The 24,369-nt window shown below is 39.9% G+C and carries 25 protein-coding genes; 23 read left to right on the plus strand and 2 right to left on the minus strand.

From position 1 onward, the window contains the following. Positions 1-8: 8 nt before the first annotated feature. From NCCP133_RS13780 to NCCP133_RS13845, 14 genes are all read left to right on the plus strand, one after another. Complete coding sequence (locus NCCP133_RS13780) at positions 9-1,178, plus strand: acyl-CoA dehydrogenase family protein (protein ID WP_264805596.1); 1,170 nt, start codon at positions 9-11, stop codon at positions 1,176-1,178. Positions 1,179-1,288: 110 nt separating this feature from the next. Continuing rightward, positions 1,289-1,690, plus strand: coding sequence for a PaaI family thioesterase (locus NCCP133_RS13785; RefSeq protein ID WP_264805597.1), 402 nt, complete (start codon positions 1,289-1,291; stop codon positions 1,688-1,690). 31 nt (positions 1,691-1,721) lie between these two features. Then, positions 1,722-3,704, plus strand: coding sequence for a TRAP transporter permease (locus NCCP133_RS13790; RefSeq protein ID WP_264805598.1), 1,983 nt, complete (start codon positions 1,722-1,724; stop codon positions 3,702-3,704). A gap of 62 nt (positions 3,705-3,766) precedes the next feature. Continuing rightward, positions 3,767-4,516 carry an SDR family NAD(P)-dependent oxidoreductase gene (locus NCCP133_RS13795; RefSeq protein ID WP_264805599.1) on the plus strand — a complete coding sequence of 250 codons (750 nt, stop codon included), beginning with the start codon at positions 3,767-3,769 and terminating at the stop codon, positions 4,514-4,516. Positions 4,517-4,713: 197 nt separating this feature from the next. Then, positions 4,714-5,901, plus strand: a complete 1,188-nt coding sequence (locus tag NCCP133_RS13800) for a CaiB/BaiF CoA transferase family protein (RefSeq protein ID WP_264805600.1) — start codon at positions 4,714-4,716, stop codon at positions 5,899-5,901. Positions 5,902-5,937: 36 nt separating this feature from the next. After that, on the plus strand, positions 5,938-6,723 hold the full coding sequence (locus tag NCCP133_RS13805) for an SDR family NAD(P)-dependent oxidoreductase (RefSeq protein WP_264805601.1): 786 nt from the start codon (positions 5,938-5,940) through the stop codon (positions 6,721-6,723). A gap of 56 nt (positions 6,724-6,779) precedes the next feature. Continuing rightward, complete coding sequence (locus tag NCCP133_RS13810; RefSeq protein WP_264805602.1) at positions 6,780-8,510, plus strand: 2-oxoacid:acceptor oxidoreductase subunit alpha; 1,731 nt, start codon at positions 6,780-6,782, stop codon at positions 8,508-8,510. Next, entirely contained in the window at positions 8,511-9,377 is an 867-nt protein-coding gene (locus NCCP133_RS13815; protein WP_264805604.1) for a 2-oxoacid:ferredoxin oxidoreductase subunit beta, read from the plus strand. It abuts the gene before it with no gap. Positions 9,378-9,455: 78 nt separating this feature from the next. Then, a complete protein-coding gene (locus tag NCCP133_RS13820) occupies positions 9,456-9,626 on the plus strand; it encodes a hypothetical protein (protein WP_264805605.1) in 171 nt (56 codons plus the stop codon). Between the two features lie 28 nt (positions 9,627-9,654). Then, positions 9,655-9,903, plus strand: a complete 249-nt coding sequence (locus tag NCCP133_RS13825; protein ID WP_264805606.1) for a heterodisulfide reductase-related iron-sulfur binding cluster — start codon at positions 9,655-9,657, stop codon at positions 9,901-9,903. A 231-nt stretch (positions 9,904-10,134) separates the two neighbouring features. Then, complete coding sequence (locus NCCP133_RS13830) at positions 10,135-10,314, plus strand: hypothetical protein (protein ID WP_264805607.1); 180 nt, start codon at positions 10,135-10,137, stop codon at positions 10,312-10,314. A gap of 36 nt (positions 10,315-10,350) precedes the next feature. After that, entirely contained in the window at positions 10,351-11,331 is a 981-nt protein-coding gene (locus tag NCCP133_RS13835) for a 2-hydroxyacid dehydrogenase (RefSeq protein ID WP_264805608.1), read from the plus strand. A gap of 48 nt (positions 11,332-11,379) precedes the next feature. Continuing rightward, complete coding sequence (locus NCCP133_RS13840) at positions 11,380-12,084, plus strand: RraA family protein (protein ID WP_264805609.1); 705 nt, start codon at positions 11,380-11,382, stop codon at positions 12,082-12,084. Between the two features lie 32 nt (positions 12,085-12,116). Next, positions 12,117-12,992, plus strand: a complete 876-nt coding sequence (locus tag NCCP133_RS13845; RefSeq protein ID WP_264805662.1) for a fumarylacetoacetate hydrolase family protein — start codon at positions 12,117-12,119, stop codon at positions 12,990-12,992. 177 nt (positions 12,993-13,169) lie between these two features. Here the strand turns inward: NCCP133_RS13845 and NCCP133_RS13850 are convergent, their stop codons facing one another. Then, positions 13,170-14,873 carry an IlvD/Edd family dehydratase gene (locus tag NCCP133_RS13850; protein ID WP_264805610.1) on the minus strand — a complete coding sequence of 568 codons (1,704 nt, stop codon included), beginning with the start codon at positions 14,871-14,873 and terminating at the stop codon, positions 13,170-13,172. A gap of 425 nt (positions 14,874-15,298) precedes the next feature. Between NCCP133_RS13850 and NCCP133_RS13855 the strand changes: the two genes are divergently transcribed. From NCCP133_RS13855 to NCCP133_RS13885, 7 genes are read left to right on the plus strand one after another with little or no spacing between them, the layout of a single operon-like run. Beyond that, positions 15,299-16,567, plus strand: coding sequence for a nickel-dependent lactate racemase (locus NCCP133_RS13855; RefSeq protein WP_264805611.1), 1,269 nt, complete (start codon positions 15,299-15,301; stop codon positions 16,565-16,567). A 14-nt stretch (positions 16,568-16,581) separates the two neighbouring features. Beyond that, entirely contained in the window at positions 16,582-16,881 is a 300-nt protein-coding gene (locus NCCP133_RS13860) for a UxaA family hydrolase (protein ID WP_264805613.1), read from the plus strand. After that, entirely contained in the window at positions 16,881-18,050 is a 1,170-nt protein-coding gene (locus tag NCCP133_RS13865) for a UxaA family hydrolase (protein ID WP_264805614.1), read from the plus strand. The genes NCCP133_RS13860 and NCCP133_RS13865 overlap by 1 nt, the downstream gene beginning before the upstream one ends. Before the next feature lie 43 nt (positions 18,051-18,093). Further along, positions 18,094-18,879 carry an SDR family oxidoreductase gene (locus NCCP133_RS13870; RefSeq protein WP_264805616.1) on the plus strand — a complete coding sequence of 262 codons (786 nt, stop codon included), beginning with the start codon at positions 18,094-18,096 and terminating at the stop codon, positions 18,877-18,879. A gap of 50 nt (positions 18,880-18,929) precedes the next feature. Next, on the plus strand, positions 18,930-19,703 hold the full coding sequence (locus tag NCCP133_RS13875; protein ID WP_264805617.1) for an enoyl-CoA hydratase-related protein: 774 nt from the start codon (positions 18,930-18,932) through the stop codon (positions 19,701-19,703). A 55-nt stretch (positions 19,704-19,758) separates the two neighbouring features. After that, positions 19,759-20,910 (plus strand): acyl-CoA dehydrogenase family protein, encoded by a 1,152-nt coding sequence (locus NCCP133_RS13880; RefSeq protein ID WP_309298071.1) that lies wholly within the window; start codon positions 19,759-19,761, stop codon positions 20,908-20,910. Further along, positions 20,907-21,983 carry an acyl-CoA dehydrogenase family protein gene (locus NCCP133_RS13885; protein WP_264805618.1) on the plus strand — a complete coding sequence of 359 codons (1,077 nt, stop codon included), beginning with the start codon at positions 20,907-20,909 and terminating at the stop codon, positions 21,981-21,983. Before NCCP133_RS13880 ends, NCCP133_RS13885 begins: the two co-directional genes overlap by 4 nt. A 34-nt stretch (positions 21,984-22,017) precedes the next feature. On the opposite strand, the gene NCCP133_RS13890 is transcribed toward NCCP133_RS13885, so the two are convergent. After that, positions 22,018-22,938: a LysR family transcriptional regulator gene (locus NCCP133_RS13890; protein ID WP_264805619.1), complete on the minus strand. Its 921-nt coding sequence runs from the start codon at positions 22,936-22,938 to the stop codon at positions 22,018-22,020. A gap of 285 nt (positions 22,939-23,223) precedes the next feature. Here NCCP133_RS13890 and NCCP133_RS13895 point away from each other — a divergent pair, with 285 nt between their 5' ends. Next, positions 23,224-23,934, plus strand: a complete 711-nt coding sequence (locus NCCP133_RS13895; RefSeq protein ID WP_264805620.1) for a PaaI family thioesterase — start codon at positions 23,224-23,226, stop codon at positions 23,932-23,934. Positions 23,935-23,946: 12 nt separating this feature from the next. Next, complete coding sequence (pcaC, locus tag NCCP133_RS13900; protein ID WP_264805621.1) at positions 23,947-24,327, plus strand: 4-carboxymuconolactone decarboxylase; 381 nt, start codon at positions 23,947-23,949, stop codon at positions 24,325-24,327. Positions 24,328-24,369: the final 42 nt, after the last annotated feature.

Below are 24,369 nucleotides of genomic sequence, written 5' to 3' on the forward strand. Positions count from 1 at the left end.
GTATTAGCTTGAATTTGCAATTGACTGAAGAACAGTTGAAATTTCAGAAGGAGATTAGAAATTTTACCAACGAAAAAATTATGCCAACTGCAGATGAAAGGGACCGTAAGGATGTGTATCCGAAGGAAATAATTAAAGAAATGGCCAAACTGGGGTATACATCCTTAACCGTTCCTAAGAAATATAATGGCTTGAATCGCAGCAAGATTGACGCATCTATTTTAATGGAAGAGGTGGCGTACGGTTGTGCAGCGACAGCTATTTCACTGATTACTATATATCAGGCTGAAACCATGCTGATGCTTTTTGGAAATGAAAAAGTAAAAAACCACTACCTTCCCTTATTTAGGGAAGGTTTAATCGCCTCCTATTCCTTAACAGAATCCAAAAGAGGGTCGGATATCAGAAGTGTAGATACAAAAGCGGAAAAAAAGGGCAGGAGCTGGATCATTAACGGCAAAAAATCATTTATTACTTCCGGCTCTGCGGCCGAGTTTTTTATTTTGCTTGCAGAAACAAATAAAGGTGTTTCAATTTTTGCTGTTGACTGGGATCTTCCAGGAATATCAACGAAAATCGGTGAAAATTCCCAAACGATAGGACTCCGCAATGGGCCGCATGTGGACGCCTATTTTGATGATGTAGAGGTTCCTGATTACTGCCTCATTGGAGAAGAAGGAAAAGGGGTTAAGCAGGCAGTCATTACTTTGAATAATAGCAGGACTGCGGCAGCTGCCATAAGTGTAGGAATTGCAAGAGCTGCCTATGAACAAAGTTTAGAGTGGGTATCATCCAGAATAGCTTTTGATCAGTCGGTATTCGATTTTCAGGGCATCCAGTGGATGTATGCAGACATGCTTATGAATATAAATGCTTCCAGGCTATTAACCTATCAGGCTGCTTACTTACATGATATTGGAAAAGCTTCTATTTCTGAATCCAGCCAGGCGAAGCTATTTGCCGGACAAATGGCTACAAAGGTCTGCTCTGATGCTATTCAAGTATGCGGGGCTTACGGGACAACAATAAATGCCCCTTTTGGCCGCTACTTAAGAGATGCAAAATCTTATGAGATTGCAGGCGGAAGCAATGAAATATTAAAAAACACTATTGGAAAGGAAATCAAGAAGTCATCACAAAATTATATTCATAAAAGTTTAAATAAATGGAATATATAAAATTATTATAATTATTAAATAATTATGGATTTTTATCTATCTTTTATTATAAAATTAAATAAAACAAAGAGAATTATTGAAAATAAGAATATTAAAAGGTGGTTTCGAAAATGTTAACGGAAAAATTGAAAACGCTCTCATCTTCGCCGGTATGGAATCATATTGGGCTTGAACTGCAATATGCTGATAGCGGTAAGTCAAAGGTTTCCATGCCTGTAAAAAAAGAATTTCTGCAGATCTTCGAAAAAGTACATGGCGGGATATTAGCAACTCTTTTAGATGCGACGATGGCTTCAGCCATTAATTCTGTTTTGGAAGATCATGTTTTTTCTGTGACTGCGGAGATGAAAATCCAGTACTTAAGGCCAGCGGCAGGCAGCATTCTGATCGGAAAAGGAGAGGTAATCCAGAATGGAAAAACTGTAACAATCTGCAAAAGCGAAGTTTATGATGAACAAGAGAAAATGGTGGCATTTGCAACAGGGACATTTGTTAATAAAGAAAAGACCTAGAATATTTCGAACTAATAAGGAGGAATGAAAATTGAGTCAATTAACAAACCAAGCAAAAAATGAAGAAGAGATCCTTAAAAAATATGACAGTGATTTTCGAACCAGAGATTACCTCGGTGTAACTGCCAAAGTAGTTACAGGGATATTGATAATATGGTCTATTTTTCAGCTTTACACTAGCAGTTTAGGAATTTTGGAAGCTATTAAAATGCGTGCGTGGCATCTTGGATTTCTGCTGATTCTGTCATTCCTCATTTATCCAGCATCAAAAAAATCAGCAAATAGCCGAAAATTGCCGACAGTTTGGGATATGATATGCATCCTGCTGACATTAATTTCAATTGGGTATTTGTTATTAACCTATGACACTTTTGCGAGGGAAAGGTTTGGTATTCATGTTGAAATGGATTATTACATGGCTGCCATTGGAATCCTTGTTGTCTTTGAAGCCAGCCGAAGGGTTGTCGGGAATGCACTCACAATTATCTGTGCTCTATTTCTAATCTATAATTTCGTTGGCGCATATATTCCTGGGGCTCTTGGTCATGTAGGATTTAGTTTTGAACGCGTAACGGATATTATGTTCTGGGGCAGCCAGGGGGTATTCGGAATAGCTTTAGGGGTTTCAGCAACCTATATCTTTTTATTTGTTTTATTTGGGGCATTTTTGAAAAACAGTGGTTTTACAGACTTCATTAATGACATTGCTTTATCTATTGCTGGATGGACTGCAGGCGGGCCAGCCAAAGTATCCGTGATTGGAAGCGGATTCATGGGAATGGTAAATGGCAGCGCTGTGGCAAATGTTGTTACAACAGGAGCTGTGACAATACCTTTAATGAAAAAAACAGGCTATAAATCAAAGTTTGCCGGCGCAGTAGAAGCTGTAGCTTCTACGGGCGGCCAATTTGCACCGCCCATTATGGGGGCAGCGGGCTTCATCATGGCAGAGTTTTTAGGTGTTCCCTATAGAACCATCATGCTCGCAGCGATTATTCCAGCATTTCTTTATTACGTAACAGTATTCATGGTTGTTCATTTTGAAGCAAAAAGAATAGGGTTAACTGGTATTTCAAAAGAAAATATTCCGAATATGTTCAATGTTTTGAAAGAAAGAGGACATTTGCTCTTGCCGCTTGTTATATTAATAGGTTTGCTCAGCACGGGGGTAACTCCTTTATATGCTGCAGTATTTGCTTTAATTTCAACAGTTCTAGCAAGCTGGATTAGGAAATCAACTAGAATGAATTTTAAAACGATTATAGATTCTTTAGTGGAAGGCAGCAAGGGAGCTATTGGAGTTGGTATTGCTTGTGCTATTGTCGGTGTAGTTGTAGGCACCATTTCATTAACCAGCTTGGGATTAACATTAGGAAACAACATTCTTGCCTTGGCAGGAGATAACTTGATTATTGCCGCTATCCTTACAATGTTAATTAGTATCATCCTGGGAATGGGGATTCCTGCTACTGCTGCTTATATTATCGTTGCTACTATTGCGGCACCTTTGCTTGTCAAGCTTGGCGTACCTCCTTTAGCGGCACACATGTTTGCATTCTTTTACTCAGCGCTTTCAAACATAACACCTCCTGTGGCGCTGGCTTCCTATGCTGCGGCAGGGCTCGCTGGTGCTTCCCCAAACAAAGTTGGGATGGAAGCAATGAGAATTGGAATAACTGGGTTTATCATTCCTTTTTTCTTCCTATTCAATCCGGTCCTTTTATTCAACGGTGACTCTGTTACCTCAAGCCTAATCGCTATGGCTACATCTACGATTGGAGTAGTTTGTCTGGCAGGAGGATTGCAAGGGTGGTTCGTTACGAGAACAAACTTAATTCAAAGAATTGCTCTGTTTGTTACAGCATTTTTGATGATAAAGCCAACGTTATTGACTGACGGTATTGGACTTTCTATATTAGCTGCCGTTATCATTTGGCAAAAAATTTCTTCCATTACTATTAAAGATCAAAAAACTAATGATGTAAGTGAAACAACAAGCAACATATCTGGTTAATGGAATATCATTTATGGCTGCAGTCAAATTGCAGCCATAAAATTTGAAAAAGGGGGATTGCTATGAATACTGATCAAAAAAAAGTTGCCTTAATTACAGGAGGTAGTTCTGGAATCGGGCAGGCTTCGGCAAAGGAATTAGCAGAAAAAGGATATCAAGTTATTGCAGCCTTTAATTCAAATTTAAGTGGTGCCCAAGAAACAAAACAAATGGTAGAGAATGCCGGCAGTGAGTGCCTGATCGTCAAAGCAGATGTAACCATTAAGGAAGAGGTTCGAAAACTGGTTGAGGTATCAATAGAAGCTTTTGGACAAATAGATGTATTAGTCAATAACGCAGGAGCAGCTATAAAACGCAGTTCTTTTTTAGATATTGATGAAGAGCTTTGGCAAAAAACATACGATGTCAATGTAAAAAGTATATTTCTCGTATCACAGGCAGTACTAAATCAGATGGTTCCCCGCAAAACAGGGAGGATAATAAATATCTCGTCAGTAGCTGCCAGGCTTGGAGGACCTGGAGAAAGTATTCATTATGCATCAGCAAAGGGAGCAGTTAACACACTTACGATTGGCCTGTCAAAGGAATTTGCACCGCATGGAATATTGGTGAATGGAATAGCACCGGGATTTATTCTGACACCTTTTCAGGATAAATATTCGACCCAGGAACGGATTGACCGCATTGTGCCTACTATTCCAATTGGCCGTGCCGGAACTGCAGTGGATATTGCTAAGGTAGTTGGGTTTCTGGCTTCCGATTCTGCTAATTATATGATGGGTGAAATCTTAACTGTCAGCGGCGGAAGATAGGGACAAACCTTTATGGATTTGGAAGTGGGCAAAGAAGGGATTGACTTGATGAAATCAATTTAGCGGGCATGGGATGCTAATAATATTTTGAATCCCGCAAAAAATCTTTCCTGAGCCTGATCAAAAGTTATTGCTGAGGCAATGACGATTCATTCCATAAATTTATATAATCAGACTTTACATAGGAGGAATACCACATGAAACAGCCATTAGAGGATATAAAGGTACTGGATTTATCAAGGGTCTATGCTGGTCCGGGCGGATCAATGATTTTAGGAGACCTGGGAGCAGATGTTGTTCGAATTGAATCTCCAAAAGGAACAGACAGCATGAGGGATTGGGTACCTTTTATTGAGGGAGAAAGCACTTATTATATGTGTGCCAACCGAAATAAAAGGTCCATTACACTGAACCTAAAGGATAAAACAGGAAAAGAATTATTGTTAAGACTGGTTAAGGACGCTGATGTTGTTTTAGAGAATTTTAAAACCGGTACATTGAAAAAAATGGGCCTTGGATATGAAGAACTAAAGAAAGAAAATCCAAGCATCGTTTTATGCTCTGTAACAGGATACGGCCAAACAGGCCCTTATAGCCATGAACCTGGATTTGACCCCGTCATTCAGGCTATTGGGGGAATTATGGACGTCACCGGTTTCCCAGAAGGAGAGCCTACAAGGGTAGGAGTTCCAGTTGTTGACATAATGACTTCTCAATACGTTGCCATCAGCATCATTTCTGCTCTTAGGTTAAGAGATCATACAGGAGAAGGGCAGCATATCGACATTTCACTTTTGGATGTTCAATTAAGCTCCCTTGCAAATATCGCAAGCAGCTATTTGAATACAGGATCCATCTCTGAAAGAATTGGAAACAGCCACAGTTACATTGTTCCTTATCAGGTTTTTCAATGCCAGGACAGACCATTGATGGTATGTGCAGGAAATGATCGTTTATATAAAAAGTTTTGCGATGTTCTAGGGCATTCTGAGTGGGCAGAAGATGAAAAGTATAAAACAAATAACAAACGGATTGAAAATCGTGAGGAATTAACAAGCCAAATACAGGAGGTTTTCTCCGGTAAAAATGCTGATGATTGGTTTCAATTACTCTCGGATGCCGGTGTGCCAGCCGGACCGGTTAATAATATTGAACAAGTCTTTGAACATCCTCAAGTTAAAGCAAGGGAAACGGTGGAAGAGGTATCACACCCAACACTTGGAACCATAAAATTGGTGAAGAGCCCAATAAGGTTTTCGGGGCTGGAAATACAAACGAAAAATCACCCTCCTTTATTAGGCGAACATACAGAGGAGTTTTTGGAGAAAGAGCTGGGAATTAACAAGGACGAGATTGCAAGGTTAAGAGAAGAAGGAATTATCTAACTTTAACTCTTATAAACTATGAAAGGAAGTTTTAGGATGGATTTAGGATTAAAGGGCAAGGTTGCGATTGTCACAGGCGGAAGCAAGGGGATTGGCTTTGAAACAGCTTTTCATCTAGTAAAAGAAGGAGCAAAAGTGGCAATCTGCGGACGGGGAATAGAAGCTTTAAATGATGCTGTCCAATCCATTTTTAGGCTTACCGGAGAGAAGGTTTTGCCTATTCAGGCAGATGTATCCAAAGCGGAAGATTGCAATAAAATAATTGAAGAAACAGCATCCCATTATGGGGCTGTTGATATCTTAATAAATAATGCAGGAACATCTTCTGCACATTCCTTTGAAGAGGTAAGTGCAGAAATGTGGGAGGAAGATTTCGGTCTAAAGCTGTTCGGAGGGATAAATTGCTCAAGAGCAGCCGTTAAGCATATGAAAATAAACGGCGGGGGAGCCATTGTTAATATTACTGCAGTAATCGGAAAAGCGCCACCTGCTTCGTCCCTTCCTACATCGGCTACCAGAGCAGCAGGGATTGCGCTGACTAAAGCTATGAGCCGAGATCTTGGGAAATACTCAATTCGGGTTAATACAGTCTGTATTGGATTAATACGCAGCAGCCAGATCGAAGAAAAGAAGTGGAAAAAGAATGCAAGTCACTTAACTTGGGAAGAGTTCTCAACGGATCCCAGGCATGATATACCGCTGGGAAGGATTGGTGAGACTTCAGAGGCAGCGAAAGTTATTGCGTTCTTAGCTTCTGATGCAGCCTCTTACGTGTCGGGAACATCAGTCAATGTAGATGGCGGAAAGGGAGCAGTTGATTAATAGTTTTTAAAAAAATAAAAGGGATACAATATCCAGTATCCTTAAGGAGGAAGAACGTGGAGGAACTTACAATTGTTATTGGCGGTGAGCAAGGGGAAGGCATTGAAAGTGTCGGTGAAATCCTAACTAAAGTTTTAAGTCAAATGGGTTTCTCTCTATACGGGTTCCGGAATTTTTCATCAAGAATTAAAGGGGGCCATTCGGATTTTAATTTGAGGATCTGCACTGGAAAAGAAATTTATGTAAATGCTGAAAAGGTGAACATTCTTGTCGCTTTTGATAAAGCTTCCATAGATTTATATTTAGATCAAATGGATAACAGCAGTATTATTCTATTTGATTCAAAGAGTGTCAAATCGGATAGTTTTCCTTTGCCGAAAGATGGAGTTATTGTGATTGAGGCTCCATTCCAGGAACTTGCATCTGAATTGGGGAGCCCAATTATGAAGAATATGGTTGCCTTAGGGATGATTTGCGCCTTAAATAATCAATCTGGAAGTGTCTTTCATCAAGTTATTAAAAACCGTTTTATAAAAAAAGGAACCAAAACAGCAGAATTAAATATAGAAGCCTTTGAAAAGGGTTATGCTTTTATCCAAGAGAAAAACTTATATTCCATTCCGCTTGGTCCTGTAATGAATTCTAAAAATATGTTTTTATCTGGAAACGAGGCCATGGTAATTGGAGCAATTGCTGCTGGCTGCCGTTTTATGGCTGGCTACCCGATTACACCTGCTTCTGAGGTTCTTGAAAACTTAATTCAAATGATGCCTGAATTTGGTGGGGTTGTTGTTCAGGCTGAAGATGAATTAAGTTCCATTGCTATGGCAATCGGTGCAAGCTTTGCAGGCACCCGTTCAATGACAGCGACTTCTGGTCCAGGGATATCCTTAATGCAGGAGGCTATAGGATTATCCGGAGCTATAGAGGTGCCCCTAGTAATAATTGATACCCAGCGGGGAGGCCCAAGCAGCGGACTTGCTACTAAAATGGAGCAAAGCGATTTAACAGCAATGCTTGGTGGAACACATGGCGAAATACCAAGAATTATTATTTCTCCAAGTACTGTCCAGGAAGCCCTGTATGATATGGGCACAGCCTTTAACCTGGCAGAAAAATACCAATGCCCAGTATTTATCGCAGCTGACCTTGTCTTGGCTACATCCAAACAAAGTGCTGAAATACTGGATCCCCTCAAGTTTGAGATGGACAGGGGAAAGAGAGTAACTGATGAAGAACTGGCGGAACAAGGTAAAGTGGTTTTTGACCGATTTGCCTTTACCAAAGACCACATTTCACCACGAACTATCCCGGGGCAAAAAAACGGAACACACCATGCAACGGGAATTGAGCATGGAGAAACCGGTCACCCAACAGAGGATTATAAAAATCGGGAAAAGATGATGATCAAAAGAATGAATAAGATCGAAACCGCAACTCTGGGAGAAGATATTAAAACAGAGGGAAATGGTGAAGATCTTTTAATAATCGGTTTTGGCTCAACATATGGAGCGATCAAAGAAGCTAGTGAAGGATTCAATATGAAGGGGATTAAGACAGGTCTGGCCCAAATCCGTTTATTGCATCCATTTCCTGCAGATCAATTAGAAAGCCTGATAAATAAGGCCAGACAGGTAATTGTTGTCGAAAATAACTTTACTGGCCAGCTAGCCAATGTTATTAAGCAGCATATATCTGACCATTCTAAAATTCAAAAACTGTCAAAATTTGATGGCAGGCCTTTTAAGCCTTCCGATATCAGTAATTTTTGCAAGGAGCTGGTGTAAATGTCTACCTTAAAAGAATTCCGCATGGATATTAAACCAAATTGGTGTCCCGGCTGCGGAGACTTTTCAGTTCTTGCTGCCATTCAAAAAAGTGTAGTAAGTCTTAATATTGAACCTGAAGATATGGCACTAATTTCCGGAATTGGCTGTTCGGGAAGGATCTCCGGCTATGTGAATGTGTATAGTATGCATACCATGCATGGAAGAGCGCTTGCTGTAGCGCAAGGTGTAAAGCTCGCCAATCCCGATTTGAATGTTATTTGTGCAGGTGGGGACGGTGATGGCTTTGGCATTGGCCTAAATCATTTTGCACATGCTGCACGGAGGAATGTTGATATCACCTATATAGTAATGGATAACCAAATTTATGGATTAACAAAAGGGCAAATGTCCCCAACGAGCCCCCATGGAATGGAAACAAAGTCCAGCCCTGGCGGAAATCCGGAACAGCCTGTTAATCCTTTGCAAATGGCTTTGGCCTCGGGTTCAAGCTTTATTGCACAGGCTTTTTCTGGAGATGTCAAACAGCTGATGTCTCTAATTGAACAAGGGATTAAGCACAAGGGTTTTTCTTTTATTAATGTTTTTAGCCCTTGTGTCACGTTTAATAAAATATTAACTTATGAGTTTTTTAAGAAAAACCTTGTTATTTTGGAAGAAAAAAAGGGGTACGACCCTTCCAATAGAGGTATGGCTTTTAATATAGTTGAAGAAACATCCAGCATGTTTACTGGAGTTTTATACAAAAATGAAAGAAAAACTTTAACTGAATCACTTCCAAAGGGCTCGGGAACCAATATGTTAAGGCAGGGGTATTTTAGCCTGAATGAAAGCATGAAAGATAAGCTGATAAAAAGATTTATTTGATATAGGAGCACTAAAATATAGCTGCGGTTATTTTTGCAGTTATGTTTGCTGGCTCCCTCTTTTTGGAGGAGATATCCATTGGAAAATTCGGATAATATTTATCCACAATTAAAAGAGGTTATTACAGATCCAAATAGAATTCTTTTTAATATAGAAGATCTATGCAGCTATTCTTTTGATGCCTCATTCGGAAGATTTCTTCCCGAATTTGTTGTCCAGGTTACTTCAGCAGATGAGGTTCCAAGATGATGAAAATTGCCAATAGGGAAAAATTCCTGTGACACTTAATGATTTTAGTATGAAACTATTGCAGGCAGGAGGCTGTGAAGTCACAATTATACCCAAGCAAACCTGCTGCGGAGCTCTTCACAGCTTTAGTGGAGAAGTGGATCTGGCAAAAGAGCTTGCAAAGAAGAACATTTCTGCATTTGAAGATCTAACCTATGATTATTTGATTAACAATGCAGGTGGATGCGGTGCCATGCTAAATGAATACGGCCATCTTTTTAAGGATGAACCAGAATAGAAAAATAGGGCAGACAAATTTTCTCCTAAAAGTATCGATATTAGCGTTCTGTTAAGCAAGCTCGAATTGCCATTAAAAAAGAGATTGAAAAGATTTTGACCTATCGGCCTTCGTGCCATATGAAAAATGTTCAAAAAGTAGCAGTTAAAGGATTGTCCATACAAAGAATGGAAAAAGAAGATATGTGCTGCGGGTCAGCTGGAATTTATAATATCGTACTATAAGGAATATATGAAAATTTTGGATGAAAAAATGATTGATGTTAAGAATACAGCCACTCATGTGATTTTTACAATGAATCCAGAGTGTTTGCTTCAAATGAAGCTCGGAATCTATAGGGAAAAAATGAATAGGAGAACAGAAGCGGTACATTTAGTTGAACTTCTTGCAGAATCTAGCGAAATTTTATAACCCTGCAAACTATAAAAGGATTACAAAGGAGATTATATGAAACCAAAAGTTATTATTTATAAAAAGATTCCACATAAAGTACTTTCTTACATTAAGGAACATTGTCATGTAAGTTATTACGAAAATCTAGACAGCTGGTTAAATCCGCAGTTTTTAAGGGATTTAAGCGATGCTCAGGGGCTGCTCGGCAGCAGTATGAGCATTAACAAAGAATTGCTGGATAAAGCCCCTCAATTAAAAATTGTCTGCAATGTATCAGTCGGATATAACAATTTTGATATGGATGAGCTTACAAGAAGGGGGATAATGGCATCAAATACACCGGACGTTTTAACAGATACAACGGCTGATACAATTTTCGGTTTAGTGCTTTCTTCAGCAAGAAGAATTTGTGAAATGGATAGATTTGTGAAGGATGGAAAGTGGGAAGAGCTTATCGGCGAAGATTCTTTTGGTGCAGATGTCCATCATAAAGTACTGGGAGTTATCGGGATGGGCAGAATCGGCTCAGCAATTGCCAAGCGGGCAAGCCTCGGGTTCGATATGGAAATTTTATATCATAACCGAAGCAGGAATGAAAATGCCGAGAAATTATATGGCGCAAAAAGAACTGAGCTTCAAGAGCTTTTGTCCAAATCGGATTTTGTTTGTTTAATGACTCCGCTCACTGATGAAACAAAAAATTTAATTAGCTATCCTGAATTTAAATTGATGAAAAAAACTGCGTTTTTTATAAATGGTTCCCGGGGTGAAACAGTGAATGAAGATGCGCTGGTGGAGGCCTTGCATACAAAACAAATAGCAGGGGCAGGACTTGATGTCTATAATGAAGAACCCATTAATCCTGATCATCCGCTCCTAAAGTTTAAAAATGCCGTTACACTGCCTCATATGGGTTCAGCTACTGCAGAAACAAGAACTAAAATGGCTTTCCTTGCTGCTGAAAACCTTGTAAAGGGTTTATCTGGCGAATTACCGCCATCCCTAATAAATACATCTCTAATATCAGCCAGATGATTTTGACTTTAAGATCCTTCCTTAACATTTAATTCAGGAGGTGTTTAATTGGGAAACACAGGCTATCGCGCAATTAAAGATTCTGAACGGCTGGATCAGAATATAATAGATGGCTACAAATATATTGCTACTCCTGTTATTGGAGATGTAATGGGAAGAATGAGAGTTATGAATTATGCTATTAAACCAGTCAATATTCCCGGTGTCCATATGGCTGGAAGAGCAATGACAGTAAGGACACATCCATCAGATAATTTACCTGTACATAAAGCGATGGATCTTGCCCAGCCTGGAGATATTATTGTTGTTGATGCAAGCGGTGATACGGAACATGCCATAATAGGCGAAATCATGTCTTACTATGCAAAAACGAAGGGGGTTGGCGGGTTTGTAATAGATGGAGCAATCCGGGATCGAATTCAAATTGCCAAACTGGGGCTGTCTGTTTTTGCAAAAGGATCTACACCGAGAGGGCCATATAAGGAAGGACCGGGTGAAATTAACACAGTTATTAGCTGCGGAAACGTCCCAGTGTCACCTGGTGACGTCATTATCGGTGATGATGATGGGGTAGTTGTTGTTCCTAAAGCTGAAGCCCATGTTATTCTGGCAAAAGCGATGGAACTGTCAGAGAAGGAAGAAGAAATTCTCCGTTCCATTGGGCAAGGAAAATGGGAAAGGTCATGGGTGGATAAAATTTTAATGGAAAAAGGGATTGAAATCGAAGAAAGAAATGAAAAAGCACCAATTTAATTGCTTAGCCATTTTTATAGGGAGATGAAATGATGAGATTAGCTACTGTGAAAAGATTTGGAGAAGAGAAAGCAGCGATTATTACTGGAAAGGGAGCCATTTTAATAGAAGCCATTAATAAAAACCTGAATTTAAATTGGGCTTCAAATCTTTTTGATATTATAGAATCAGGCCAGCTAAAACATTTGACAGACTGGTATAATAGAGAAGGAAAAAGCATGATTGAAGATTTTCATGAAGTAATACCTTCAAGCAATATTGAATATGGCCCATTGTATAGATTTCCAAAAAAGATTTGGGGTATAGGGCTAAACTATGTGGAACATGCCGCCGATTTAAGCGAGTCTGCCCCTAATACAGAACCGGCAAGTTTTATGAAGCCAACGACAGCCATTATTGGTCCAAATGATGCAATAAAAATACCTCATCAATCAAACCGTACGACAGCAGAGTCTGAACTGGGTGTCATTATCGGCAAAGAATGCAAGGACGTTTCCATGGAAGATGCCCCACATGTCATTGCTGGATTTACAACAATCATAGATATGACAGCTGAAGATATTTTACAGGTAAATCCACGCTATTTGACCCGTTCGAAAAGCTTTGATACTTTCTTTAGTTTTGGACCGCAGTTAATGACACCAGATGAAGTCGAAAATGTACTTAATTTAAATGTTTCGACTGTTATCAATGGAAAATTGCACCGCAAAAACATTGTTTCAAACATGACATTTAATCCTTGGCACTTAGTTTCTTTCCATTCAAAAGTTATGACACTTCTTCCAGGAGATATTATTTCTACCGGTACACCGGGAGCAGTCGTGATACGGGATGGGGATGTAGTAGAATGCCAGATAGATGGATTTGAAACATTGGCAAACCCGGTAAAAGATTTAAAAGTGAACTAATTAAAAAGAGTCTGGGACAAAAGTGTTTTAATCAAATAAAAATCCGAACTATAACTTAGAATTTCTTAATTAGAATTCTAGTTAGTTCGGATTTTTTTTTTTTTTTTATAACTATTTTGTTTTATAATTATTCGCCTTTAGAACTGAATGATTTAGTTTTGTCCCAGCCTCCTTTTATTAATCATTATTTGGCTTGTATAATAAAAAGTCAAAATCACAACCCTGATCAGCCTGAAGAACATGCTTTTGGTACAAGGAGGCATAGCCCCTCTCAAGATATGATGGCGGCTGCCACTCCAAACGCCGCTTTTCCAATTCCTCTTCTGATACATGCAGCTGAAGAATACGTTCTTCTACATCGAGTTCAATGATGTCTCCGGTCTTAACAAGCCCGATTGGACCGCCTACGGCTGCTTCTGGTGCTGCATGGAGTATAACTGTTCCAAAGGCAGTTCCGCTCATCCTCGCATCAGAGATGCGAATCATATCGCGTATACCCTGTTTTAGCAGCTTCTGCGGGATGGGAAGCATTCCAGCCTCAGGCATACCTGGACCGCCTTTCGGTCCTGCATTTTGCAGCACCATAATATCATCTGGTGAGATATCCAGTTCCGGATCATCGATTCTTTCTTCAAGATCCTTTAATGAAGTAAAAACAACTGCACGGCCTTTATGCATTAATAAATCTTTGGAAGCTGCTTTTGGTTTTATGACGGCTCCATTGGGTGCAAGGTTTCCTTTTAATATCGCTATGCCTCCTTCATCATGCAATGGTTTTTCAAAGCGAGTGATAATATCGCGGTATGTATCTGAGCATTTGACATTCTCCAGATTTTTACCCATGGTTTGTCCAGTGACCGTTAATTCATCGGTATGCAGCAGCGTTTCGAGCTCTTTTAATACAACTGGGGCACCGCCTGCTTTAAAGAAGTCCTCCATTTGATACTTGCCAGCCGGGCGCAAGTTGGCGATAAATGGAGTGGTTCGGCTTAATTCATCAAATAGATTCAATGGCAGTTCAATATTCAAACGCCCTGCAATAGCTATTAGATGAATGACGGCATTCGTGGATCCCCCGACAGCCATCAGCATTCGAATTGCATTTTCGATTGATTTCCTAGTAATAATTTGTGAAGGGGTAATATCTTTTTTCACTAATTCAACAATTTTTTTCCCGGTTTGAACTGCGTGCTCAAGCCTGCGGTTATGTGTTGCAGGTATGGCAGCACCGCCAGGAAGCATCATTCCCATCGCTTCTGCACAAACCGCCATCGTACTGGCACTGCCCATAACCATACAGTGTCCGGCAGTAGGAGCCAGTGCTTTATTGATTTCTTCAATTTCCTGTTCATTCACTTTTTCTCCACGGTATTCCTGCCAGAAATATCTGCAGTCCGAACAAGCTCCCAGCGTCCGGCCTTCATACTCGCCATTATTCATAGGGCCGCCTGTAATAAGGATGGAAGGAATATCGGCACTGGCAGCACCCATTAATTGAGATGGAGTTACTTTATCGCATCCTCCTATTAATACAACCCCATCAATAGGCTGGGCACGAATCATTTCCTCTGTATCCATGGCAGCAAGATTCCTATAAAGCATTGTAGTTGGGCTTGTATTTATTTCACCCAAAGATATTGTAGGAAATTCTAAAGGGATTCCGCCAGCCATTAGGACGCCGTTTTTAATAGCAGTAATTAAAGGTTCAATATGGGAATGGCATCGATTGATTTCACTCTTTGTATTGCAAATGCCGATAACGGGCTTATTAAAATCATCGGGGTCATATCCCAAATGTCTATTAAAAGCTTGTCTAATAAACTGACTAAATCCTTTATCTCCATAGGAGGTTAATTTTTTCTTTTTTATTTCTTCTGTCATTATCCTATTCTCCTTTTCTAAAAAAAATTTTAGCTCTGTTAAGCTAGTCTGTTTATTTTCCCTCAATAAGCCTGCTTTCCGTGGTTATTCCGGGAAGCTCCTCGGCGCCCTGTACCTGCGGAATCTCCCTTTGAATGTGTCTCCAGCTGGACAAAGAATCCTCAATTTCACACAGGAACTACATATCCATTTCTGAGGAGACTCGGAATTTCAGCAATCAAAATTGTGCAAAATACCCAATATACTAATTGAAAATTATGAATATAATTATATTTTATTTTATTAATAATATCTATAAAATTTAATAAAATATTAATAATAGTCGATAATTTATTGACATAATTTTCAGAAATATTTTATACTTGGTGTATATGATTGATTTTTACACTAGAATTATGCTAATTGAATTGAAAGGGTGTGAAGAGATGTTCGAGCTTTTTGAAATTGAACAGCAGTTTCCAAATGATAGACTTACAGATATAAAAGGGAAAGTTCACGGTGAACTAAAACAATGCCTGCGTACTGAAACTTTGCCAGAGAATGCAGAGATTGCGATTACAGCCGGGAGCAGGGGAATATCAAATATCGTACAAATTCTTAAAGAAACGGTAACTTATTTGAAAAATTCAGGGTATAGGCCATTTTTCGTTCCAGCAATGGGCAGCCATGGGGGTGCGACAGCAGAAGGCCAGATAGAGGTGCTGAAGCATTTGGGCATCACAGAAGAAACAGTTGGTGCAGAAATACGTTCATCCATGGACGTTGAGCTCTTGGGACATACACCAAGAGGGCAGCCGGTTTATATGGATAAAAATGCCTACCAAGCTGATGGAATACTAGTTATTAACCGAATTAAAGCCCACACAGCTTTTAGAGGAAGAGTGGAAAGCGGCTTAAGTAAAATGGTCACAATTGGTCTGGGGAAAATTAAGGGAGCTTCGTTTGTTCACAGTGATGGCGCTTTAAAGATGGCTGAAAATATTGAGGAAGTTTCATCTTTTGCTCTTCAAAATAGTCCTATATTGATGGGATTGGCCATAATAGAGAATGGATATGATGAAACGGCTGAAATAGCAGGTGTAACGGTGGAAAGCTGGCATACCAGGGAAGAGGAACTGCTTCATTATTCAAAAGCCATGATGCCAAGCCTGCCAGTAAATAAAATTGATCTGCTGCTGGTTGAAGAAATGGGCAAGTGCTTTAGCGGCACTGGAATGGACCCCAATATTATCGGCAGATGGAGAATTGATGGGGTACAGGAACCCGAATTTCCTGCTGTAAGCAAACTGGCAGTCCTTGATTTGGCAGAAAAGTCTTTTGGCAATGCTCAAGGAATTGGATTGGCCGATTTTACAACACAAAAATTGGTAGACAAAATGGATCGCAAATCTACCTACACAAATGCACTAACAGCCACATATTTAAGACGTGCCATGCTGCCGATGATTTATGATACAGAGCAAGAAACAGTAGAAACAGCCATTTACAGCCTTGGCCCGAAAATCGACAAGGAGACGATTAAAATTGTCCAAATCCCTAATACACTTCATTTAAATCGATTATTCGCAACTTCTCCTGTTCTAGATGAATTAAAGAATTCAAATCGTAATTTTACTATAAAAGGTTCACATCAGCTGACATTTGATGAGAGTGGAGACCTATTAAAGAAGTTGACTGTTCACCAGTATAGTTAACTAGGAGGTTAACAATGGAAAACACTATTAATCTTCAAAAAGCTGCTCTTGTTATAGATCCTTCAGATAATGTGGCGGTTGCCCTTACTGACCTGAAAAAAGGAGAAGAGTGTATTTTGCGCTTCAATGACAGAGAGGAAAAGGCAGTGCTCCTTGAAGATATAACTTTTGGCCATAAACTAGCAATCTTTGATATTGAAAAGGATGAAAGCGTTTTAAAGTATGGTGAGGAAATTGGAAAAATGATGGTCAGTGTGCAAAAGGGTTCTTATATTCATAACCATAATATGTACTGTGAAAGGGGAATGAAATAATGACAGATACATTTATGGGATTCAGGAGAAAAAATGGAACTGTAGGCGTCCGTAATCAAATAGCTATCATCCCATCTGTTTTTTGCTCGGCAAAAGTGGCAGAAAGAATAGCTTATCAAGTGCCAGGGAGCGTATATTTTAGGCATCCAGTGGGGTGCAGCCAAGTAGGGGAAGATTTAGAGGTAACAGCGAAAACTCTAATAGCGATTGGGAAAAACCCGAATTTTGCAGGAGTTGTTGTGGTAGGTCTGGGATGTGAAAGATTTTCACCTTATGAATTGGCTGAAGGAATTGCTCCAGCAAATAAAATGCTGGAAACAGTCGTTATTCAATCGGAAGGAGATTCTTTAGCAGCAATTCAAAAAGGAAGCAAGATTGCGCGGGAAATGCAGCAAATTGCATCCAGGCAGGTTCGAGAGGAATTTCCTGTAAGTGAACTGATGATCGGACTGAACTGCGGGGGTTCTGATATGACATCCGGATTAATTGCGAATCCAGCTTTGGGCATTGCTTCGGATAAACTTGTGTCACAAGGAGGCTCTTCAATATTAAGTGAAATTACAGAATTAATCGGAACCGAGGACATCTTGGCAAGAAGAGCCATTAATGAAGAGGTCGCAGAGAATATTAGGGAAACGATTTATCGCACAGAAGAAAAACTAAGAAGACAGACACAGAACTCAAGCAATAAAGATAGAACCCACTTAATTTCCACAGGGAATTATGCTGGTGGATTATCAAGTGTCGTTGAGAAGTCTCTGGGCAGCATGAAAAAGTCTGGCAGTGCCCCATTTTCAGGTGTCATTCAATATGGGCACCAGCCTGATCAAAAAGGATTGTTTTTACTCGATTCTCCTGGCCACGATGGTGAAGTATCAACAGGGGAAGCGGCAGCAGGAGCCCAAATTATTTTATTCCCAACCGGGAGGGGAACACCTACAGGGTTTCCGGGTGTGCCAGTAATAAAAATAACTGGCAATCCGAAAACCTACACAAAAATGAGGGAAAATATCGATATTAACGCAGGGCAGGTCCTGACTGGTGATAAATCATTAGAACAAATGGGACATGAAATTTATCAGGAGATTTTAGAGGTCGCATCCGGAAAGCACGTAAAGGCAGAAGTTCTGGGTCATGATGAACAATTCTGTGTGACTAGACTTCCTTAATATGGAGTGATAAGCATATAAAAAAGAAAAAGGCGGGGTTAAAATGGAACTAAATTTAGCAGGAAAAGTTGCTTTAGTAATTGCATCAAGCCAAGGATTAGGAAAAGCGATCGCATCTGAATTAGCCAAAGAGGGCGCCCATGTCATGCTGACGAGCCGAAATGAAGATAAACTGCAAACAGCAAGAGAAGAACTGAAGGGATTGGGGAAAGGGAAAGTTTCCTATTTTCCCTGCGATATAACAAAACCTGATGAGATAGAGACCCTTTTCTTAAAGACAAATGAAGAATTAGGGAAGATTGATATTCTAGTCAATAATGCGGGCGGACCTCCCGGAGGGTCATTTGAGAAATTTAATGATGAAGATTGGCAAAACGCATTTGAATTAAATCTTCTAAGCTATGTTAGGCTGATCAAAGCTGCCCTTCCAGACTTAAAGAAAGATGGGGGACGAATTATCAATATCGCTTCATCCTCTATTAAAACTCCAATCCCAGGTCTTATCTTATCCAACACATTCCGATTGGGAGTGGTGGGGCTGGCAAAAAGCCTGGCAGAAGAGCTGGCACCTTATAATATCCTGGTAAATACTGTAGCCCCGGGCAGAATTGCCACTGATCGGGTAGCTTTTCTTGATCAGCTGAAAGCGGATAATCAGGGGAAAACACGAGAGGAAGTAGAAGAAGCTTCCAAGAAGACGATTCCTTTAGGACGCTATGGCAATCCGGAGGAATTTGCAAAGGTAGTTGCCTTCCTTGCATCTGATGCAAGCTCGTTTATTACCGGAACTTCCCTCTTGGTTGACGGGGGAATGGTAAAAGCAATCTAGCTATGGGCATATAAGATTTGATAATAAGTCTATCAAGGAAGTGGTTTTATTTGAGTATTATTTTTCGGAAAAATGGAGAGACGGCTATTTTACAGCTGTATAGGGAAAATGGCTACAATGCGCTTGACTATGAAACTTTCATGCAACTGCATGATTCACTTTTAAGGATTAAGGAATCGGATTCATATAAAACAGTCATTATTACAGGCTCGGGTTTAATTGCTTTTACCGCAGGTGCAGATTTAAAAGAAAGGATAAACATGGACCCTCAGGAGGTTCAGGATTATCTGGAAAAAGCGAGACAAACCTATCGGGAAATTGAAAGTCTCCGACAGCCTGTAATTTCGGCGGTAAACGGCTTATGCATTGGAGGAGGATTGGAAATGTCTCTTGCATGTGATTTAAGAATAGCAGCTTCCCATAGCTTATTCAGTCTCCCCGAAGTCAAAATCGGAATTATCCCCGGCGTAGGCGGAACACAAAGACTTTTAAGAGCAGTTGGTGATTTACACGCAAAAGAGCTTATCTTTACCGGCAGGAAAATAGCTGCGGAGCGGGCTTTATCCATCGGTTTGATCACTGAAGTTGTTGAAGGAAGATCAGTTTTGGAAAGGGCTATAGAAATAGCAGAAGAGATAAATATGAATGCTCCGCTGTCAGTAAAAGAATCAAAAGCTGCCATCAATTTTGGACGCAGCGTCACACTGGAAGAGGGGCTTTTATATGAAGCTGAAGCATATGAAAGAGTGCTGAATACAGAAGACCGAAATGAGGCTCTTGCTGCTTTTAAGGAAAAGCGGAAACCAGTGTTTAAAGGCAGATAAACATCTATGATTCTTTTTTATGTGTTGTTACTCTCTGGAAAATGGAGGTATTATTTTGAAAGAATTAAAACTGCCCAATGTCGAACTACCTGAAGAAGCTGAATATTTGCGCAGGGAAATACGAGAATTTTTAAGTGAGGAAAGAAGCCGAGGGAGCTTTGAGCCCAAATGTGATACATGGCTGGGCGGTTATTCAGCAGAATTTAGCCGTAAGATCGGTGAACAAGGCTGGCTGGGAATGACATGGCCCAAAAAGTATGGTGGACATGAACGAACAGCATTAGAACGATTTGTAATAACCGAAGAACTGTTGGCCGCTGGCGCACCTGTTGCAGCACATTGGTTTGGAGACCGTCAAACTGGACCTTTATTGCTGCGCTATGGAACAAAAGAACAAAAGCAGCGCTTTTTGCCTCTGCTTGCCAGGGGTGAAATCTTTTTTGCAATAGGCTTAAGTGAGCCTAATTCCGGTTCAGACCTTGCTTCAGTTTCCACAAGGGCTAAAAAGTCAGGAAATAAATGGATTGTAAATGGCAGCAAAATATGGACCAGCGGAGCCCATCATGCCCATTTTATGATCACTTTAGTGCGAACTGCCCCTTTAGGAGAGAAAAAACACGAAGGATTAAGCCAAATACTGCTTGATCTATCAGCACCAGGCATTACAATCCGCCCAATACACCTAATGACAGGAGAACATCATTTTAATGAAGTAATAATGGAAGATGTTGAGGTATCAGAGGACATGATTATAGGGCTGGAAGGAGGAGGCTGGAAACAAAGTTTGGCAGAATTGGCATATGAACGCAGCGGTCCAGAACGGTTTATGAGTACATACCCTCTATTGGAAGAATTAGTGAGGAAGCTTTCAGATTCTGACAGTGATTATGCAAAGATTGCCGTTGGGCGGCTTGTTTCAAGGCTATGGACCCTCCGAAAGATGTCTTTAGGTGTCGCTGGTTTGCTGGAGCAAGGAAAATCACCGGAAATAGCGGCCGCACTTGTTAAGGATTTAGGAACAGAATATGAAAACGAGATAATAAAAACTGCACGGCTCCTAATCCCAAGCCACCCTTCTGTAACAGCTGATTCCAGTTTTGATGCCTTATTGGCTCAGTCTATTCTTCATGCACCTGGATTTACTTTACGAGGAGGAACAACAGAAATACTGCGCGGAATAATTGCAAGGGGGTTAGGTGTTCGATGAGTGAAATAAGGTCAATGCTCGAGGATACTGTTAGCAAGGTATTAAGGGACCTATGTACAAAGGAGTTAATATCGGCTGCAGAAAAAGGAGAATTTCCTGAAACGCTATGGGAGACACTAGAAGAGCTTGGTGTCAATGCAGTTGGCATTCATGAAGAGAAAGGCGGATCCGGCGGTGATTTAGGCGACTTTATGGATTTGCTTAAGATTGTCGGATATTATGCTGCTCCTGTGCCTTTGGCAGAACATATTCTCTCAAATTTCGCTTTATCAGAATGTGGCCTGCCTGTTACTAATACTATTAGTACATTTTCTTTTGAAAACGAAATTGATTTCGATAAAACTGATTCAGGATGGGTACTATCGGGTATAGCTAAATTTGTCCCTTGGGCCCGCAACGCTAAAACGATTACTATCATAGGTAAAACCTTTGAGAATCAATATAAAATTGCCAATGTTCGCCTGAAGGAATGTCAGGTCCGCAATCATGAAAATTTAGCTGGAGATCCTTTTGATGAAGTAATCCTGAATCATATCCTCTTGTCTGAAAATGAAGTAACAGCCATAGATAATAGTAAAGTAGGCGAAATCTTTGATTTGGCTACACTGACAAGGGTTATGCTGATGACGGGTTCTATGGAAAGAACGTTGGAGTTGTCGGTTACTTACACAAAAGAAAGAACACAATTCGGTCGTCCTATTGGGAAATTTCAGGCTGTTCAGCAGAAGCTTGCTATTTTGGCTGGAGAAACAACAGCATCAATGGCAGTTGCAGATTTTATTATCACAAATATTGATGCCGGGATCAGTACCGAAGAAGCTTCAATGGCGAAAATTCAGCTTGGTGATGCAGCCCAGGAAGGGGCACGTATTGCCCACCAGGTACATGGAGCCATGGGGTTTACAGATGAACACCCGCTCCACCAAAGTACTCGACGATTATGGGCCTGGCGTGATGAATACGGATTGGAGAGTATTTTAGCCAAGAAACTTGGGGAAAAGATTCTAAGTCATCCGGAAGATCTGTGGGGATTTATTACAAGACACACGAAAGCCACTTCAGACAAAAGGTGAAAAAATCAGGTCTCTATAGAGGGGACCTGATTTTTTAAATAGCGCCATCCAATAAGTAAGGCTGTGTCTCCCGAATAAATTTGACGAAATTATCGATAGCACCTGTCATTATTAAATCTTTTTGGTATATTAAATTTGAATATCTCATAATTTGTGGGAAACCGTCTACTTTAACCAATTTTATTGTTTCATTCTCAAGCTCACTCTGGACAGAGATTTGCGGCAAGATTGAAATCCCCATGTTGATTTCAATCATTTTTTTTACTGCATTGATATCATTCAGCTCCATGCCGGTTTTAATCGTATAGCCCATGTTGGTAAAAGCACCTTGAACCTGTGACCAAAAACTTGACTTTTTTCCGTAAAGAATAAATTCTTCCTGAACAATATCTTCAATTGAGACACTTTTTGAAACAGCCAGGGGGTGTTGGGGTGATACAACAAAAACAGCAGGATCCTGCCCAATTAGTTCACTCTGAAGAGTGTCGTCGTTAAAGTCCGGGGTACTAGTTCTGGCAATTGCAAAATGTACCTCCCGGTTATAGACCATTTCAATCATTTTGGGCGTGAATTCAGTATGCAATATGATGTCTACTGAAGGATACAAATGATTAAAATTCTCAAGGATTTTAGGCAAGATCCAATAACAAAATGAATGAGAAGTGACCAAAGATAACGAACCTGAGTGACCTTGTTTATAATCGGCCAATGAAGCTTCAGCCTCACGAACAAGGGAAAGGATCTGTGTGGAATATTGGTATAAAATTTTTCCGGCATCCGTTAAATTGCCCATAGCTTTATTTTTTCGATTGAATAACTGCAAACCCAGATCTTCTTCCAAACTCTTGATGTGAGCGCTTACAGTAGGCTGTGAAATAAAAAGCTCCTTAGCTGCATTAGAAAAATTTTTATGTTTATATATAGTGTTAAAAACCTCTAACTGTTTGATATCCATTTTAATTGACCCCCTCAATATCACCATTATAGTATTTTTCTATCTTTTTATATATTATATCAGTTTTATAAATATTTTCATAGTGCTATAATGCATATTTTTATATAAAATAAATATTTTATTGAAAACATTAAAAAAATTCAGAAAAGTGTAGACGTTTTTTATTGGATCCAGTATCCTAATAGTAGATATTTAAAAACTTGGCTACTAACGCGAAGGTTTGATAATTGTATCCCTATTGATTGAAGCGGAAGGCGGGAGATCCTCGAAAATGCATACTATTTAATGAAGCGGATTCAATGTTCTGCGGCAGAAGTAAATCAAAAGGAGCCCCTGCTGGCTTATTGCTTGCGGAAGCTCACCGACTGTACCTGGTTTGCTGAACTTCTTAAGCCGAAATCATGCGGAAAGTTTAACAGAGCCATAACATTTAAAGAGAGGAGGGGACTAATTAAAACAATGACAGTTGCTAGTGATATTTTAAGAGAGCTTGAGACTCTTTCAAGTGAGGAATTAAATCAGGTGTCCCATGTTATTAGGGCGCTTAAAGGACCAAAAAAAGAACTCCATTATACTGGCAGATTATTAGGAATTGGTTTTGAAGAGAATGGCGAAATGAGCATGAAATTGGGTATGCAAAATGCCAATACATATGATGTTGCACAAGGAGGAGCCCTCTATACATTGGCAGATGTATCTATTGGTTTTCACATAATGACCAAGATACCAAAAGAATCCCAAGTCTATACTTTGGAAATGAAAATGAATTATATTAGTCCTGGCAAAGGGAAAAAGCTGTATGCAAAACCTGCAATTATTCATTTAGGGAAAAGTACAGTTGTTTCAGAGTGCAGGATTATAGACGAAAAAGATCATACAGTGGCAATTGCTTTAGGCACATTTTTTTTAAAAAATGACCGCCAGGTGAAAGCGAGTACCTGGAGCGAAGTTCGATCGTCAAGGCAGCAAAGCTTAAAAAATGAAAAAGTTTACTAAGGAGGAATTATTATGACAGTAAAATTTGATGAAGGTTTGCAAGTGCGGCGTGAAGTATTAGGAGCTGAATATGTTGATAACTCCATAAAAAACGCAACAAGTTTTACTAAGCCTCTCCAGGAATTAGTTACTGAATATTGCTGGGGAGAAATCTGGACTAGAGACGGTTTGCCTAGAAAGACGAGAAGCATCATTAATTTAGCTATGCTAACGGCATTAAATCGCCCTCATGAATTAAAGCTGCATTTACGCGGCGCCATTAATAATGGAGTAACAAAAGATGAGATCCAGGAAATATTTTTGCAGACTGCAATCTATTGCGGCGTCCCTGCATCACTGGATAGTTTTAAGGCAGCTCAAGAAATATTTAAGGAAATGGAAATAGAAGAATAATAGTTATCCTCCTTGCAGTGAAACAAAACACCATTCTATAAG

It is taken from the genome of Cytobacillus sp. NCCP-133, assembly GCF_026011715.1.
Classification (GTDB): Bacteria; Bacillota; Bacilli; order Bacillales; family Cytobacillaceae; genus Cytobacillus.